The 15,468-nt window shown below is 64.2% G+C and carries 14 protein-coding genes; 8 read left to right on the top strand and 6 right to left on the bottom strand.

Features of this window, described 5'->3' with window-relative positions; all coding sequences use genetic code 11:
* Window positions 1-74: 74 nt before the first annotated feature.
* A complete protein-coding gene (locus tag FRZ40_RS18700) occupies window positions 75-806 on the top strand; it encodes a TetR/AcrR family transcriptional regulator (RefSeq protein WP_240057226.1) in 732 nt (243 codons plus the stop codon).
* A gap of 367 nt (window positions 807-1,173) precedes the next feature.
* Entirely contained in the window at window positions 1,174-1,638 is a 465-nt protein-coding gene (locus FRZ40_RS18695; RefSeq protein ID WP_035542398.1) for a response regulator, read from the top strand.
* Window positions 1,639-1,679: 41 nt separating this feature from the next.
* On the opposite strand, the gene FRZ40_RS18690 is transcribed toward FRZ40_RS18695, so the two are convergent.
* The 3 genes from FRZ40_RS18690 to FRZ40_RS18680 all read right to left on the bottom strand — a co-directional run bounded on the left by FRZ40_RS18690 (window position 1,680) and on the right by FRZ40_RS18680 (window position 3,613).
* Complete coding sequence (locus tag FRZ40_RS18690) at window positions 1,680-2,279, bottom strand: Fur family transcriptional regulator (RefSeq protein WP_147235106.1); 600 nt, start codon at window positions 2,277-2,279, stop codon at window positions 1,680-1,682.
* Between the two features lie 76 nt (window positions 2,280-2,355).
* A complete protein-coding gene (locus tag FRZ40_RS18685) occupies window positions 2,356-2,982 on the bottom strand; it encodes a glutathione binding-like protein (RefSeq protein ID WP_028367778.1) in 627 nt (208 codons plus the stop codon).
* Between the two features lie 4 nt (window positions 2,983-2,986).
* Window positions 2,987-3,613 carry a glutathione S-transferase family protein gene (locus FRZ40_RS18680; RefSeq protein WP_028367779.1) on the bottom strand — a complete coding sequence of 209 codons (627 nt, stop codon included), beginning with the start codon at window positions 3,611-3,613 and terminating at the stop codon, window positions 2,987-2,989.
* A gap of 158 nt (window positions 3,614-3,771) precedes the next feature.
* Between FRZ40_RS18680 and FRZ40_RS18675 the strand changes: the two genes are divergently transcribed.
* A complete protein-coding gene (locus FRZ40_RS18675; RefSeq protein WP_147235105.1) occupies window positions 3,772-5,445 on the top strand; it encodes an ATP-binding domain-containing protein in 1,674 nt (557 codons plus the stop codon).
* Window positions 5,446-5,479: 34 nt separating this feature from the next.
* On the opposite strand, the gene FRZ40_RS18670 is transcribed toward FRZ40_RS18675, so the two are convergent.
* Window positions 5,480-6,427: a phosphoribosyltransferase gene (locus FRZ40_RS18670; RefSeq protein WP_028367781.1), complete on the bottom strand. Its 948-nt coding sequence runs from the start codon at window positions 6,425-6,427 to the stop codon at window positions 5,480-5,482.
* Window positions 6,428-6,673: 246 nt separating this feature from the next.
* Here FRZ40_RS18670 and FRZ40_RS18665 point away from each other — a divergent pair, with 246 nt between their 5' ends.
* Both FRZ40_RS18665 and FRZ40_RS18660 read left to right on the top strand, forming a co-directional pair.
* Window positions 6,674-7,156 (top strand): putative pterin-binding protein, encoded by a 483-nt coding sequence (locus FRZ40_RS18665; RefSeq protein ID WP_420873891.1) that lies wholly within the window; start codon window positions 6,674-6,676, stop codon window positions 7,154-7,156.
* Complete coding sequence (locus FRZ40_RS18660; RefSeq protein ID WP_193567014.1) at window positions 7,126-8,979, top strand: ATP-binding response regulator; 1,854 nt, start codon at window positions 7,126-7,128, stop codon at window positions 8,977-8,979. Before FRZ40_RS18665 ends, FRZ40_RS18660 begins: the two co-directional genes overlap by 31 nt.
* 152 nt (window positions 8,980-9,131) lie before the next feature.
* Here the strand turns inward: FRZ40_RS18660 and FRZ40_RS18655 are convergent, their stop codons facing one another.
* Window positions 9,132-9,986 (bottom strand): helix-turn-helix domain-containing protein, encoded by an 855-nt coding sequence (locus FRZ40_RS18655; protein ID WP_147235104.1) that lies wholly within the window; start codon window positions 9,984-9,986, stop codon window positions 9,132-9,134.
* Window positions 9,987-10,446: 460 nt separating this feature from the next.
* Between FRZ40_RS18655 and FRZ40_RS18650 the strand changes: the two genes are divergently transcribed.
* Window positions 10,447-11,787, top strand: a complete 1,341-nt coding sequence (locus FRZ40_RS18650) for an NAD(P)/FAD-dependent oxidoreductase (RefSeq protein ID WP_028367785.1) — start codon at window positions 10,447-10,449, stop codon at window positions 11,785-11,787.
* 767 nt (window positions 11,788-12,554) lie between these two features.
* Here the strand turns inward: FRZ40_RS18650 and FRZ40_RS18640 are convergent.
* Entirely contained in the window at window positions 12,555-13,295 is a 741-nt protein-coding gene (locus FRZ40_RS18640) for a FadR/GntR family transcriptional regulator (protein WP_147235102.1), read from the bottom strand.
* A 218-nt stretch (window positions 13,296-13,513) separates the two neighbouring features.
* Between FRZ40_RS18640 and lhpH the strand changes: the two genes are divergently transcribed.
* Complete coding sequence (gene lhpH, locus FRZ40_RS18635) at window positions 13,514-14,521, top strand: trans-3-hydroxy-L-proline dehydratase (RefSeq protein ID WP_147235101.1); 1,008 nt, start codon at window positions 13,514-13,516, stop codon at window positions 14,519-14,521.
* 22 nt (window positions 14,522-14,543) lie between these two features.
* The gene (gene lhpI / locus FRZ40_RS18630; protein ID WP_147235100.1) at window positions 14,544-15,461 is read left to right on the top strand and encodes a bifunctional Delta(1)-pyrroline-2-carboxylate/Delta(1)-piperideine-2-carboxylate reductase; all 918 of its coding nucleotides are present in this window, start codon (window positions 14,544-14,546) and stop codon (window positions 15,459-15,461) included.
* Window positions 15,462-15,468 lie beyond the last annotated feature (7 nt).

Here is a 15,468-nt window from a genome sequence, read left to right as displayed (position 1 = left end):
GTTCAAGTCGCCTTGAAATTAATTAACACGCAGATTAATATATGCGTTATTCCGGCATTCGTCAAATACAGGTCATGGCAAGGAAAGCGGCAGGGGATTCGGGTCAGATAGAGCATGCGCCGCAAGCTGATGGCGGGGAGGAAGCGCACGCGCAGCCGGCTGCGGCATCCGGCGCGCGCAGGCCCGGCCGGCCGTCCGGCAGCGGGCGCGGCCCGGAGCAGCGAGCCCGTTTGCTGGACGCGGCGCTCGCGCTGTTCGCGCGGCAAGGTATCGTCGATACGACGCTTGGGCAGGTCGCGCGCGAGGCCGGCTTTACGCCCGCGATGATGCATTACTACTTCAAGACGCGGGACCAGCTGCTCGACGTGCTGATCGACGAGCGCTTCCTGCCGTTACGCGCGCGGCTCGGCGATTCGTTCCAGGCAAATCCGGACGATCCCGTCGCGGCCATCGCGCTGCTGGCCGAGCGGTTCGTCGAAGTGGCGGCCGATTACCCGTGGTTTCCGTCGCTGTGGATCCGCGAAGTCATCAGCGAAGGCGGGCTGCTCAAGCAGCGGATGCACGAGCGCTTCGGCGACACGAACCAGAAGAGCGGCATCGCCTACATCGAGAAATGGCAGAAGGACGGCAAGATCAATGCGGAACTGGAGCCGTCGCTAGTGTTTCTGTCGGTGATCGGTCTGACGATTCTGCCGCTCGCGACGTCGTCGATGTGGCGCAACGACCCGGCGCGCCGCAAGCTGACGGCCGACGATATCGCCCGTCATGCCGTTGCGCTGCTGACGCATGGCGTCGCGCGGACCTGACGCACATTCAGAAAAACTTCGTCCAGGCGGCACGCATCGTGCTTCATGTTATGCGTTTCGCAAGTCTGCCTTCAGACGGTCACGCGAGCGCCTTGCACCGTCGTCACGATGGAGCGGTGTCATTCGGCGTCAACGTGTATGCCGAAGCGGACAAGCGCACGGTGGTCTGCAACTCGACGCGTAAAATCGAGTCCGAGTGGTGGACATGCGCGGCTCAAGCGCGCGCAGTGACGAATTCGCGAAACAGGGTAGATGGGTGGACGAACAGCGCGTCCGTCATCCGTTGGTAAGAACGTGCATACGAGAGTAGAAACGTTGAACTGTTTTCCGCTGCCGGTGCTGGCGCGGTACATCAATGCGTTACATCATGACCACGTCAGAATGCATAACCCGCTTTTCAAGCAAAAACATCACGATGAACGGAGTATTGAGGCTCGATCAGACCACGATCGTGCTCGTTGAAGACGACCCGCAAAACAGGGAATCGTTGAAGATTCTGCTCGAATCTGAAGGGGCGAACGTCATCGCCGTGGCGGATGCGGAAGAGGGTGTCGAAGCGGCTGTCCGGGCGTTGCCGGATGCCGTCGTGTGCGATCTCGATCTGCCCGCAATGGACGGCTTCTATCTCATTCAGCGCGTGCGGGATCACGAGATTCGCGGCGATCATTCCCCTTCCGTCGCAGTGGCCCTCACCGGCCACACGGATGAAGCCTATCGGCTGCGGAGCATCGGCGAGGGATTCCAGCATTTCATGACGAAGCCGGCGCCGCCCGAAGCGCTGGTGACGCTGCTGCACGATGCGATAGGCGCGCGCGCCGCTGGTTTGACCTGAAGCTCGCGCCCCGGCGCCTTGCCGGTTCTTTACGGGGCGATTCAGCTGCCGGCGGCCTGCGCCGCCTGGCACGCGGAACACAGCCCTTTCAGCTCGATCCCGTCGCCGGCGAGCCGGTATCCCGCGTTTTCGATTTGCGCGACAAGCGCCTCGCGCAGCGCCGGCTGGTGCAATTCGGTGACGTTCCCGCATTGCTGGCACACGACCAGAATGCCGTGCTGGCATTGCGTCAGATCGTGACAGACGGCGAATGCGTTGATCGATTCGATCTTGTGGACGAGTCCCGCGGACAGCAGGAAATCGAGCGCGCGATAGACAGTGGGCGGCGCGGAGCCGGGGTGAATCTGGCGCATGTCGTCGAGCAGCGAATAGGCCTTGGTGGCGCGTCCGGACGTCAGCAGCAGTTCCAGCACCTTGCGGCGGATGGGCGTGAGTTTTTCGCCGCGTTCGCGGCAATATTCTTCGGCCAGCGCGAGCGCCGCTTCGGGTGAGGCGGGCGTGCCGTGCGCGTGTTCGTGACGCGGATCGTCGTCGTGCGGATGGGCGTGACCCGCGGCATGCGCGTGATGCCCGTCGTGCGCATGGTGCGAATGATCCCGCGCAGCGGAGACGGCGGCGGCAGTTGGCTTGGCGTTTTTCATCCGCCGATTATACGGTTCATCGCGCATCGGTAGCGCGGGCGCCCGGCCGCGCGCCCAGTCGGGCGCGGGAACCGTCTCAGTCGAGCTTCGCTTCGAAGCCGCGCTTCACGCCCGGTCGTTCGAACAGCATGTCGTACCAGCGCTTCACGTTCGGATACTCGGCGAGATCGACCTTATGGCGTTCATGCCGCCAGGCCCAGGCGAGAATCGCGAAGTCCGCGATCGACAGCTCGCCCGCCACGTATTCCGTCTTGCCGAGCCGCGTATCGAGCACGGAATACAGCCGCCGCGTTTCGGTGGAAAAGCGCTTGAGGCCATAGCGCTTGTCGTCTTCGGACGCGAGGGCCGCGAAGTGATGCACCTGGCCCGGCATCGGCCCGAAGCCGCCCATCTGCCACATCAGCCATTCGAGCACGGGCACGCGGTCGCGCAGGCTTTTCGGCAGGAATTTGCCCGTTTTCTCGCCGAGATACAGCAGGATCGCGCCCGATTCGAACACGCTGATCGGCTGCCCGTCCGGTCCCGCGGGATCGACGATCGCGGGAATCTTGTTGTTCGGGCTGATCGCGAGGAAGTCGGGATCGAACTGCTCGTCCTTCGTGATGTTGATCGGCCGCACGGCGTACGGCAGTTCCATTTCCTCGAGCGCGACGCTGATCTTGCGGCCGTTGGGCGTGCCCCATGCGTAAAGCGAGATGGTCATGATGTCAGGTCAGATCGGAATCGACGTATTGTTTGAAGCCGGAGCGCGTGGCAAGCCGCAGATACCAGCGTTCGAGATTCGGCAGCGACGGACGCTCGACGCCCGGCAGCCCGAACCAGCGTTTCGCATACGCACCGAGCACGACATCCGCGAGCGTGAACTTCTCGCCTTCGATGAAGAAGCGCCCTTGCAACTGCCCGTCGAGCAGCTTCCACAGCTTCGCGACATTCTCGATGTCGGCGGCGAGCTTCACGTTGTCTCGCTGCCCTGCCGGCGTGCGCACGATCGCCCAGAAAACGGGGCGCTCGGCGGGCTGCAGCGTGGACAGCGACCAGTCGAGCCAGCGGTCGATGCCCGCGCGCGCCTTCGGTTCCTCGGGATAGAGCAGGCTGGATGCGCCGTACTGCATCGCCAGATAGCGCAGGATCGAGTTCGATTCCCACAGCACATAGTCGCCATCGACGAGCGTCGGCACCTTGCCTGTCGGGTTCATTGCGAGATAGTCGGGCTCGTCGTTGCGGCCGAACTGCAGGCCGGCGTCGATGCGGTCATAGGGCAGGACGAGTTCGTCGCAGACCCACAGGATTTTCTGTACGTTGACCGAGTTTGCGCGTCCCCAGACTGTAATCATCCGGTAATCCTCTTTCTCTTCTAGCTACATTGGCAAGCCGCGCCTCGCGCGGCGTTCAACCAGTTACGATACACGAAGCGGGTTTTTCTTTCCTTTCGCTGCAAAAGCCCCTACGGGCGTTGCGTACAATGGGCGCACCCCAATTTGACGAGGCGCGCATGGCCCGCATTGTCCCCGACGACTGGAAGAGTCTCGCCACCACGGGCGCGGCCGCGCGCGAGCGCGAAACGCTGGCGCTGTTCGAAGAAGCACTGCCGCGCGACTACACCGTCTATCACGGCGTGCACTGGACGCGGCTGCACGAAGGTTTCTCGGTGTTCGGCGAAGCTGACTTCGTGATCGTGAGCCCGTCGGGGCGTGTGATGATCGTCGAGCAGAAAACCGGCTTTCTGCGCGAAACGCCGAAAGGGCTCGTCAAGGTCTACATGCAGACGGAGCGCAACGTGGCGATCGCGCTCGCGCGCACGATCGAAGGACTGCACCGGCGCTTCACGGCGGCGTTCGGCGCGGGAAAGTATTTCATCGAGGAACTGCTGTATTGCCCGGATCACGTGGTCCGGGACGCGGCGATTGCGGGCGTGAATCCGGCGCGCATCGTCGACGCGACGCGCAAGGACAAGCTGATCGACGTGATCCGGGAGGCGCTGCCCGCCGACGAGCCGCGTCTCGCGTGCGCGTCGAAAATCCACCATTTTCTTGCCGACGAACTGGCGCTCACGCCCGACACGAGCGCGCTCGTCGGCCAGGCGGGCACGCTCGTCACGCGGCTCGCGGGCGGGCTGGCGACGTGGGCGCGGCGGCTGGAATTTTCGCCGTTCCGGCTGCGCGTGATCGGCACCGCGGGGTCCGGCAAGACGCAACTGGCCGTGCAGATAATGAAGGATGCCGTCGCGCGTGGCGCGCGGCCGCTGTATGTGTGTTTCAACCGGCCCCTCGCCGATCACATCGCGCGCGTCGCGCCTCCCGAGGCAAAGGTCGCGAACTATCACCAGCTATGCGACTGGATCGTGCGCGAAAGCGGCAGCGCGCCGGACTTCCAGACCAACGACGTGTTCGACCAGCTCGAAAGCGCGTTCGCCGCGACGCCGATCGACGCGCGCTGGCAATACGACGTGCTGATCGTCGATGAAGGGCAGGATTTCCAGCAGCCGTGGGTGCCCGCACTCGAACGGCTGCTGAAGCCGGGCGGCGCGTGGTGGTGGCTCGAAGATCCGCTGCAGAACCTCTATATGCGTGAGCCCGTCGCGCTGCCCGGCTGGACGGTGCTGCGCGAATCGACCAACTATCGCAGCCCGCGCGACATCCTCGACTATCTGCGCAACGTGGTCGGCGCGACGGTGCCGCTGGCGGGCAGTCTCACGGCGGGCGGTCCGTTCGACGGTTCCGATATCTCGCTCTCCACCTACGACGAAACCCAGATGCCCGACAGCTGTATCGACGCGACCAAGCGCGCGATCACCCAGGCGCTCGCGCTCGGTTTTCGCAAGCAGGACATCGCGGTGCTGTCGTTTCGCGGGCGCGAAGGCTCGGTGCTGTGGCCGCTCGATCATCTCGGCCCGCACCGGCTGCGCAGCTTCACGGGCAAGTACGATCTGTTCGGCAATCCCGCGTACCGGGAGGGCGACGTGCTGCTCGACTCGATCTACCGCTTCAAGGGGCAGTCGGCGCCGTGCGTGATCCTGAGCGAAGTGGATTTCGACGCGTTCGACGAGCGCAACGCGCGCAAGTTGTTCGTCGGCGCGACGCGAGCGACGATGAAGCTCATCGTGGTCGCTTCGCAACGCGCCGCGCGGCATCTGCAACTGGGCGAAGCGAAGGAGCCGGCGGCGTAGTTCGCCGCCTCCAGCGCGCGCGTGCCGGACAAACTCAGTGCCAGGCCGACGCGGCGATCAGCGTGCCCTTGTGCCTGAGCGCGTCCCACCAGATCACGCGCAACAGCGGCGCCAGTTTCGCGACGTAGAGCGCCTGCACCGGGTCGCTTTCGATGAAATGCGTGACGCCGCAGCGCAGCGCCGCGGCCGCCTTGTGCGCGGCAGCGCCTTCGGGCGTTTCGTCGTGCGTGTCGGGCGTGCGCATCACCAGTTCCAGATGGCCGAAGCCGTGCCGCTCGAGCCACGCGCGCGTGCGCGCCAGGTCGGCGTGCGGCCGGCCCGTGATCACGGCGCGCACTTTCTGCAAATCGACGTCGGGCAACACTTCGTACGGCAGCAGCGCGTCGCGCTCATTCAAAGCGGCGGCGAGGTCTTCGTCATACCGTGACAGCGGCACGTCGGGCAGCAGGATGCCGTCCAGATCGATCGCGTACGTGGCGTATTCATGGTCATCCGCCATTTTCCCGGCGGAACCGGACTCGACCTTCAGCCAGTCCTCGCGATAGTCGTCCGTGTAGGCTTGCCGCTCCCACGGGAACAGCGCGAAAAAGCCTGACGCGTCGTTCGCGTAGTCGGGACGGATGCGGCTGATTTCGTCGTAGGCGCCCGTCAGTGTCTTGACAATCAGGCCGTGCTGCTCGAGAAACGCGATGCAGTCGACCAGCGTGAAGCCGCGCCCCGCGATGTCTTCGCACAGCAACACCTTCGAGCCCGGAGACGGCAGCGGCTGCGCCGAATCCCATGTGACGTGGCGCGCGCGGCGGTCGTAGCTGAGAAACGCGACGGGCACGCCGATCGCATGCGAAGCCATCAGCGCGAGCGGCGCGCCGCCCCGTAAAATGCCGACGGCGGCGGCAAAGCGCTCTTCGAGCAGGACGGGCTGCAACGAGTCGATCCAGTGGTCGAGCTGTTCGTAGGTCAACGGTAGAACCGGCTTTTTCATGACGGACGGATGTTGCGCTGTGTTGTGTGCCGGATGGACGCGCGTCGGCGAAACGGCTTTTTTGAGATGGAGCCGATATTATGCACGCCATGTAAAGATTCTGTGTCGGGGCACGTCTCACGGCGCTGTCGTTATTGTCTGGCCGCGTTGTCAGGCACAATGCGGGCACATCGACTATAAAGACCACAAAAGAGGGACCAGAAAGTGCACGACAAGAAGAACGGATGGTTGCGCGTGCTTGCGCTGATGTCCGTGCTGGCGTTGGCCTTCATTTCGTCCGAAGCAGGCGCCGCGCCACTGACGACGACGCTCGCGCTCGACGTGAAGGGCAAGATCGCGAAGACCAACGACGCCGATCACACCGTGTTTCATTTTTCGGAAGCGCAATTGCTGGCGCTGCCGGCTCATAGCATTTCGACGTCGACGACCTGGACGGCGAAATCGACCTTCACGGGGCCGCTGCTCGCGGATATCCTCAAGACCGTGGGCGCATACGGCGATCAGATCGAAATCCATACGCTGGATGACTATACGTACACGGTTCCCGTGTCGGACTCGAGCCGCTACGGCGTGATCGTTGCGTACAGCATGAACGGCCAGCGCCTGCAGGTCAGCGACTTCGGACCGCTGTTTCTCATCTATCCGCGCGACCAGTTTCCCGGCGAACTGGCGGGGGCGTCGGCGGACGCGAAATTCGTATGGCAGATCAAGGCTCTCATCGTCAAATAGGACGGCGCCCGCTGCGCCGTGTGGTGCTGGTCGTCATCTGGATCGCCGCGCTCGCGGCGCCGATCACGGCGATCAGCTATCTGCTCTACTCGACGCTGCTCAATCCCCGTGCGACCCAGCAGGTGACGGGCACCTACGACGGTTTCTACTGGGACGCCGCGCAGCTCCAGATCGCCTACGCGCGGCTCGAAAGCCAGCTGCTGCTGTACCAGACGGGCGCGGATAGCGACTATCAGCGGCTTGCGTTGCATTTCCAGGTGCTGCAATCGAAGTTGCGCGTAATGGCGGGCTCGACCCGGCGCCTTGCCGCGCAGGCGGAAAGCGTGCAGCGGCAGCAGGAAGAACTTGCCGGGTTGTCGGCGATGCTGGTCGCCTTGCAGCCGTCGCTCGACGCGCTGCCCACCACGCCCGCGCTTGCCTCGCAAATGGTCGAGGAACTGCGCAAGCACTGGAAGGAAGTCAACGATCTCGCGCAGAGCCGTCGCAACGTCGATTTGCAGGATCGCGAGGCGATGAACACCGACTTCATCGCGAAGCGGCGGATGCTGTTCGCGGGCGGGCTGGTGCTGCTGTTGCTGTCGGCGGCGGCGACCACGCTGCTGGTGATGAACGGCCGGCGCCGCACGAAGCTGATCCTGCAGCAGCACGCCGCGCTCGATGCCGAGCATCAGGCCAGCCGCGCCGCGCGCGAAGCGAGTCTGGCCAAGGACGCGTTCCTCGGCATGATCAGCCACGAACTGCGCACGCCGTTGCACGCGATCGTCTCGTCGATCGAGCTGCTCGGCTTCACGTTTCATTCCGAGGCGGACCGCAAGGTGCTGCAGCGGCTGGAGACAGCCGCGCGCCATCTCGAAGCGCAGATGAAGGATCTGACCGACTACGCGCGCCTCGGCGCCGGCAAGCTCGAATTGCGCAACGAGCATTTCGATCCGCGTGAACTGCTGGTGTCGATCGTCGACGAAAACGAACCGGCGGCGCGCGCGAAGGGCCTTGTGTTCGAGGGCATGGCGAGCGGGCGCACCGGGCTCGTCGATTCCGATCCGCATCGCATCCGGCAGATCGTCAATAACCTCGTGACCAACGGCATCCGCTATACGGAGCGCGGCAGGGTCACGCTGCATTTCGAACAGCACGAGGACGCGCTGATCGTCGTCGTCACTGACACGGGCGCTGGCGTGCCCAACAAGCAGATTCCGCTGATATTCAAGGAGTTCACGCAACTCGACTCGTCGCGCACGCGGCGCTTCGAGGGCGCGGGCATGGGGCTCGCGATCGTCCAAGGGCTGGTCGATCTGTTCGGCGGGACGATCGGCGTCGACAGCGAGGTGGGCAAGGGCACGCGGTTCGCGGTGACGATTCCCGTGAAACCGGTCGCCGCGCCCGCGGGGACGGCGGCCACGCCGCAAACGGCGCATGGCGAGGGCCGTCCGCAGGTGCTGATCGTCGACGACAACGAGCTGATCCGCGAGTCGCTGTGCGAAATGCTCGCGCACATGGGCTGCGATGCCGCCGCCGTCGCCAATGCCGACGACGCGCACGCGTGGCTGGCCGCGCGGCATTGCGATCTGGTGCTGCTCGATCTGCATATGCCGGACAAGGACGGCTATGCGTTCATGGCCGAGTATGGAGAGACGGCGGGCAAGCAGCCCGCCGAGGCACGTACGCCCGTGATCGCCGTGAGCGCCTATGCGCCCGACGGCATGCAGCGCGCCGAGGCCGATCTGTTCTTCGACAGCCTGACGAAGCCGGTTCATTACGAGGTGCTGCGCGCTGCCGTGCAGCGCGCGCTGGCGGCGCGGCACGGGGCGTCGGTGGCGGGCTGACTGCGACGGGGCGGGCCCGCTTGCCAGTGGTCGCCCGCCCGCGCTTACGCGTGGAGGCGGAAGGTCCGCCCACGCCTAAGCGCGGTGGAGAAGGTCGCTCGCGCTTACGCATGGTGCTCGCGCTTACGCGCGGTGGAGAAGGTCGCTCGCGCTTACGCGCGGCTCAGACGCTTCGACAGTTCGGCGACCAGAATCGCCATGCGCGCCGGCTTTTCGTAGCACGCGACGTCGTAGTTGCGCACGATTTCGCTGATCTCCGACTCGCTCGCCTTGCCCGTCAGCAGTTCGCCCGTCAGCACGAAGATGGGCGCGTCCGGGTTCTCCGATGCGCGCACCGCGCGAATCGCTTCCGCCGACGTCTGCGGGCCGAACAGCCAGTCGATCACGACGCCGTCGAACACCTGCGTCTGCAGCGTATCCGCGAAAGCGGCGAGCCCGTAGATCGCGACGGCCGCGAAGCCGCTGCGTTCCAGATAGTCACGCAGGTTGTCGGCGGACGCCTGGTCATCGTCGACCACGGCGATCAACGGCTTGTCTGTTTCGGCGCGGCGCGGATAGATCTCGATCTTGTGGACTTCATACGCGTTCTGATAGAGCGCGCCGTCATGACGCACGACGCGCCACTGGTCGAGCTTCGACCACGCGATGAACTCCGGCCGGCTGCCTGCCTCGATTGGCGCGCCGATCCACGCGGTGCACGCGAGTTCGATCGGGCCGACCGCGAACACCGCCTCCTGCGCGGTGGCGCCCACCATGCCGGGGTCGAGCGACTGCGCGCCGAACAGCTGCGCAGCAGGCTCGCCGAACACCTCGGCGACCTTCTTGATCTGCGAGAGCGTCCACGGGCTGTTGCCGCGCAGCTTCCGGTGGCCCTGCGAAAAACTCAAGTCGAGGATCCGGCAAAGCTCGCTGGTCTGCTGACGCTTGCCGATGCCGTGACGGCTCATCAACTCGCGTACGCGTTCGGCGACGGCTAGCGAATCGGTTGAGGTGGCTTCGTTGGACATGCGCGAAGTGTGTGTCGATGTAAGTAGTTGTATATGACGAGACCTCGTGGCAGCAGCGAGGTGCCACGCGGCACGCCGGGCGGACGTGCTGTCCTCGCGGGACAGCAACTGTACCGCAAGACTTCGGGCGCGCCTGGTATCGCGCCGTGCCCGCATGATCGATTGTGTTCGACGAGCCTGCCAATTTTAATGAGTTCGATCACCTGTTGCGAACGAGGGCATGTCCGATTCATGCGTAACCTTTCTATTTTAACGGCGAAATGTATGCAAAACGAATGACGCGAAAGAGTAAGCGTGTAATTTTCGGCGCTGCAGTCGATGGGCCGATGGATGGCGCGCAATGGCGCAGGGGCGGGCGAGCGCAACCCGTGGCCATTTCTTGCCGGGATTGCAGCGCGCGGGCGGGCCTGAGAAGATGCTGTCCCTCGCTACCGCCTCGTTGCGCCACTTTTCGCTTCCGATGACGACCACTTATCCGCTGCACGCCAATCTGAGTCCGGCCGACACGCCGTTTCCCGGTCAAGCCGACGTCGTCATCGCGGGCGCGGGCATCATGGGCTGCGCGGCGGCGTACTATCTTGCGCGCCGTGGCGTGAAGGCGGTGGTGCTTGACAAGTCGCGCATCGCGGGCCAGCAGTCGACGCGCGCGTGGGGTTTCGTCCGGCAGCAGGGCCGTGAAGCCGCCGAGGTGCCGCTGATGATGGCGGGCATGCGGATCTGGGAGCAGCTCGAGCGCGAACTGGATTTCGATCTCGAATGGCGGCAGGGGGGTTGCCTGTACGTGGCAGACAACGACGAGGACTGGACATCGTTCCAGCAATGGCTGGACGTCGCGAAGCAGTACGGGCTGGACACGCGTGTGCTCGATCGGTCGCAGATCGACCAGCATGTGCACGGTATGCAAGGCAAGGCGCTTGGCGGCCTGTACACGCCGAGCGACGGCCAGGCCGAGCCGCGCCGGGCGGCGGCCGCGTTCGCGTCGCGCGCCGTGGAGGCGGGCGCGCGCTTCTTCGAGGGCTGCGGCGTGGTGGGCATCGAGCGGGCGGCGGGCTCGGTGACGGGCGTCGTCACCGAGCGCGGCACGATCCGCACGCCACGGGTGATCATCGCGGCGGGCGCGACCAGCTGGCGGCTGCTCGACACGCTCGGCATGGTGCTGCCGCAGCAGGCGGTGCGTGGCACGTGCATGCGCACGAACCCTTTGCCGTCCGTGACGGCTTCGACGTTCTGGGGGCATGGGCTCGGCATCCGTCAGCGGGCGAATGGCGCAATCAATCTCGCCGACGACATGCAGGTCGATGTCGATATGACGTTGGGGTACTTCCGTGCGCTGAAGTGGTTTTTGCCTGAACTGTGGACGCAGCGCGAGAAGTTCAGTTTTCATCTGAACGGGGCGATGTTTCGCGATCTGCGCGACCGGTTGCCGGGTGTCGTGCCTGCTGGTGAGCGCGTTTTACATCCGCGGGATCCAGATCCGCGGCCCAATCGCGGGCATGCGCCGCGTGCGTTGCAAAAGTTGCATGCGCTGTTTCCCGCGCTCAAGGATGCGCGGATCGTCGAGTCGTGGGCCGGGTTGATCGATGTGTTGCCCGATGGGATTCCTGTGCTTGATGCACCTTCGCAGGTTTCTGGTCTGTTGATCGCGACAGGGTTTTGTGGACATGGGTTTGCCATGGGGCCGATCGTCGGGCGTCTGATGGCAGAGTGGATCGACGATGGCAGGCCGTCGCTTGATCTGGCTGCGTTCCGGTTGCAGCGGTTTTTTGACGGCACGATGCAGAGGCCCAGGAGTATGTTGTAAGTGGGTTTGGGTTTTTGTCTGCGACGCTAGTCGCCATTCCTGGTTTTTGGTTTTTGCTGCGCTGGCATCCGCGATTTCGTAGCGGTGCTTCTTGCGTTGCCCCTGTGCGGGGCGGCACTTACTTTCTTTGCCGCCGCAAAGAAAGTAAGCAAAGAAAGCGGGCTAACCCCGCCAATCCTAGTTGTTGCCTGCGGGCCCCCAACGGGTCCCGCACTTCATGCGGCATCGAGCTACTCAATGCGCGTTGCCAGCGCTCCTGGATTCGCATCCCCTACTTCACACTCCCACGTCAAAGACCGCGTTACCAGAAGCCCACCGCCGCCCAGGTGGCAAACTGTGTGTAGGCAGCCGTGACGGAAATGCACCACTCCGGACTGAAAAGCGGATCGGTGTCGTAGGAGCGCGAACGCGTAAGGTGCGACAACCTACACACCGTTTGCCACCTGGGCGGCGCAGACGATTCGCTGCGGCTGGCTGCGCTACGAGTGGTTGGAGTGGGTGATGCATTTGTTCGATGCGCTGGCAACGCGGGTAAGCTAGTGTGTTGCCGCATGAAGTGCGGGACCCGTTGGGGGCCCGCAGGCAATGACTAGCATTCGCGGTGTTAGCCCGCTTTCTTTGCTTACTTTCTTTGCGGCGGCAAAGAAAGTAAGTGCCGCCCCGCACAGGGGCAACGCTTGCAGCACCGCTACGAAATCGCGGATGCCAGCGCAGCAAGACCCAAAACCAGATAAATGGCGACTAGCGTCGCAGACAAAACAAAAAACCTACTTAGGAGCAATATCCCGCCGGACGCGCATGATGTGCTGCTGAACATAAAAAGCAGCCGCCTCAGCGTCACCCTCGACGATTGCCTCATAAATCAGCCGATGTTCAGAAACATAAAGCCTGATCCGCCCAGGATCATGGATGCCGTCATCCTTGAGCCTTTTCCACAACGGCTGGTCCATCGCCCTCGCGACCTCATCGGCGATTCGCACGAGCAGCGCGTCGCCCGTCATCACAGCAAGCTGTCGGTGAAACAACCGGTCACTGTCATTCCATAACGCCCGCTGCGCAGCATCCGAAACATCGTTGATCGAATCCATCTGCTCCAGGTAATGCTCGGCGAGTCCGTCGCGCTGCGCATGCATGGCCGCGCGGCGCGCGATCGCGGGCTCCAGGATCAGACGCACATCGAGCGCCGAAGTGGGACTGATGTCCGCATCACAGTCCGGCAGATGAGCGTCGGCAGGCGCCGCCGACAAGCGTTGCAACGCATCCGCGCAAACGTACGTGCCCGAATTGCGCCGCGTGACGACCAGACCTTCGTTCTGCAACGCCCCCAACGCCTCGCGCACGGCAGGCCGTCCGACGCCGAAGCGCGCCGCCAGCTCGCGCTCCGACGGCAAGCGCGCTTCGGGCGCGAAATCGCCGCTGCGGATATCGCCGCGCATGCGCTCCGCAACCTGCTCGTAAATCTGCTTCGGGCGAAACGCGCGTTCCAGTGCAAGTGAGGTCGAGGCCATGGCGATGCGTCGGGTAAGGGCAAGCGACAGCGTAATGTGGGCAGGAATCGAACCAGTTCGTTGCAGCAGTGTTCAAAATTTTTTGAACTGGTTGCTCGCAAACCAAAGCTGGTCTACATTTCTGTCCAGTATAGAACAAAGACGATGGAGCGAGACAATATGGCCGACCTGCGGCAGATGCAACCGCGATCCCAATCCTCGCGAGGAGCAAACGCATCATGAAGCTGAATCGCGTGATCAGTACGGTTGAAGTGCATACGGGCGGCGAGCCGTTCCGGATCGTCACGAGCGGGCTGCCGAAGATTCCGGGCAAGACCATCGTCGAGCGGCGCGCGTGGCTCAAGGAACACGCCGATCATCTGCGCCGCGCGCTGATGCTGGAGCCGCGCGGCCACGCCGACATGTATGGCGGCTATCTGACCGATCCCGTCTCGGAAGGCGCGGACTTCGGCATCATCTTCGTCCACAACGAGGGCTATAGCGACCACTGCGGCCACGGCGTGATCGCGCTCGCCACGACGGCCGTCGCGCTCGGCTGGGTCGAGCGCACGGAGCCGGAAACGCGCGTCGGCATCGATGCACCGTGCGGCTTCATCGAAGCGTTCGTCAAATGGGACGGCGACCACGCGGGCAGCGTGCGCTTCGTCAACGTGCCGTCGTTCATCTGGCAGCGCGACGTCAGCGTCGAGACGCCGAGCTTCGGCACCGTGCGCGGCGATATCGCGTTCGGCGGCGCGTTCTATTTCTACACGTCGGGCGAGCCGTTCGGGCTCGATGTGCGCGAGTCGCAAGTCGACCGCCTGATCCAGTTCGGCGCCGAAGTGAAGCGCGCGGCAAACGAGGCGTTCAAGGTCCAGCATCCGCACATTCCCGAGATCAATCACATCTACGGCACGATCATCGACAACGCGCCGCGCCATGCCGGCTCCACGCAAGCGAATTGCTGCGTGTTCGCCGACCGCGAAGTCGACCGCTCGCCGACGGGCTCCGGCACGGCCGGGCGTGTCGCGCAACTCTATCTGCGCGGCGAACTGGGCAAGGACGAGACGCTCGTCAACGAATCGATCATCGGTACCGTGTTTCGCGGACGCGTGCTGTCCGAGACGAAGCTAGACCGCTTCGATGCCGTGATTCCCGAGATCGAAGGCGACGCGCATATCTGCGGTTTCGCGAACTGGATCGTCGATGAACGCGATCCGCTGACCTACGGTTTTCTGGTGCGCTGAACGCGCAAGGAGACGCCTCGACATGAGCACCACGCCGATTTTCGACGCCGCCGGCACGGCGCACCTGATTCCGTTTCGCCCGCTCGTCGATGCATTGAAGAAAGCGGCCGCCGATTACGCCGCCGGACACGTGGCGAGCCCCGAGCGGCTCGTCGTGCCGCTGAACGACAACGGCATCATGCTGTCGATGCCCGCCGCCTCCGCCGATCTCGCGATCCACAAGCTCGTCAACGTGTGTCCGCGCAACGGCGAACGTGCGCTGCCGACGATCCATGGCCAGGTCATGGCGTTCGATCCCGATACGGGCAAGACGCTGTTCATTCTCGACGGCCCGACTGTCACGGGACGCCGCACGGCCGCGATGACGATGCTCGGTATCGGGACGCTGTCGCGCGCCGCGCCCCAGGACATTCTGCTGATCGGCGCGGGCACGCAGGCCGCGAGCCATGTGCAGGCAATCGGCGAGCTGTATCCGGAGGCGCGGGTGCGCGTGCTGGGTAGATCGGCGGCGCGCACCCAGGCGTTCTGCGACGCGCAGCAAACCAACGTTCGCTCGCTCGAACCATTGAACGACACGACGATTCCCGATTCCGTCGATACCGTCATCGCGCTCACGACGAGCCGCCAGGCCGTCTACGACGAAGCGCCGCGCGCGGGGCGGCTCGTGATCGGCGTCGGCGCGTTCACGCCTCAGATGTGCGAGATCGGCGCGCGCACGCTGGCGGGCAGCGCGCTGTATGTCGACGATCTGGCGGGTGCGAAGCACGAAGCGGGGGATTTCATTCAGGCGGGTATCGACTGGTCGACGGTGACGGGCATCAAGGATGCCGTTGCGAACAAGCCCGCGCTCGACAGGCCCATCGTCTTCAAGACGGTCGGCTGCGCGGCCTGGGATCTGGCGGCGGGACGTGTCGCGCGCGCAGCGTTGGGCGCGGGCTGAGGTGGCG

Source organism: Paraburkholderia azotifigens (assembly GCF_007995085.1).
GTDB lineage: Bacteria > Pseudomonadota > Gammaproteobacteria > Burkholderiales > Burkholderiaceae > Paraburkholderia > Paraburkholderia azotifigens.
Note: the sequence above shows the minus strand (reverse complement) of the source record. Positions and strands in the feature narration are given on the sequence as shown.

Excerpts from the sequence above, each read along its gene's own strand:
- FRZ40_RS18700 (WP_240057226.1), top strand. The coding sequence starts at position 75 with ATGGCAAGGAAAGCGGCAGGGGATTCGGGTCAGATAGAGCATGCGCCG.
- FRZ40_RS18695 (WP_035542398.1), top strand. The coding sequence starts at position 1,174 with ATGACCACGTCAGAATGCATAACCCGCTTTTCAAGCAAAAACATCACG.
- FRZ40_RS18690 (WP_147235106.1), bottom strand. The coding sequence starts at position 2,279 with ATGAAAAACGCCAAGCCAACTGCCGCCGCCGTCTCCGCTGCGCGGGAT.
- FRZ40_RS18685 (WP_028367778.1), bottom strand. The coding sequence starts at position 2,982 with ATGACCATCTCGCTTTACGCATGGGGCACGCCCAACGGCCGCAAGATC.
- FRZ40_RS18680 (WP_028367779.1), bottom strand. The coding sequence starts at position 3,613 with ATGATTACAGTCTGGGGACGCGCAAACTCGGTCAACGTACAGAAAATC.
- FRZ40_RS18675 (WP_147235105.1), top strand. The coding sequence starts at position 3,772 with ATGGCCCGCATTGTCCCCGACGACTGGAAGAGTCTCGCCACCACGGGC.
- FRZ40_RS18670 (WP_028367781.1), bottom strand. The coding sequence starts at position 6,427 with ATGAAAAAGCCGGTTCTACCGTTGACCTACGAACAGCTCGACCACTGG.
- FRZ40_RS18665 (WP_420873891.1), top strand. The coding sequence starts at position 6,674 with ATGTCCGTGCTGGCGTTGGCCTTCATTTCGTCCGAAGCAGGCGCCGCG.
- FRZ40_RS18660 (WP_193567014.1), top strand. The coding sequence starts at position 7,126 with ATGGCAGATCAAGGCTCTCATCGTCAAATAGGACGGCGCCCGCTGCGC.
- FRZ40_RS18655 (WP_147235104.1), bottom strand. The coding sequence starts at position 9,986 with ATGTCCAACGAAGCCACCTCAACCGATTCGCTAGCCGTCGCCGAACGC.
- FRZ40_RS18650 (WP_028367785.1), top strand. The coding sequence starts at position 10,447 with ATGACGACCACTTATCCGCTGCACGCCAATCTGAGTCCGGCCGACACG.
- FRZ40_RS18640 (WP_147235102.1), bottom strand. The coding sequence starts at position 13,295 with ATGGCCTCGACCTCACTTGCACTGGAACGCGCGTTTCGCCCGAAGCAG.
- lhpH (WP_147235101.1), top strand. The coding sequence starts at position 13,514 with ATGAAGCTGAATCGCGTGATCAGTACGGTTGAAGTGCATACGGGCGGC.
- lhpI (WP_147235100.1), top strand. The coding sequence starts at position 14,544 with ATGAGCACCACGCCGATTTTCGACGCCGCCGGCACGGCGCACCTGATT.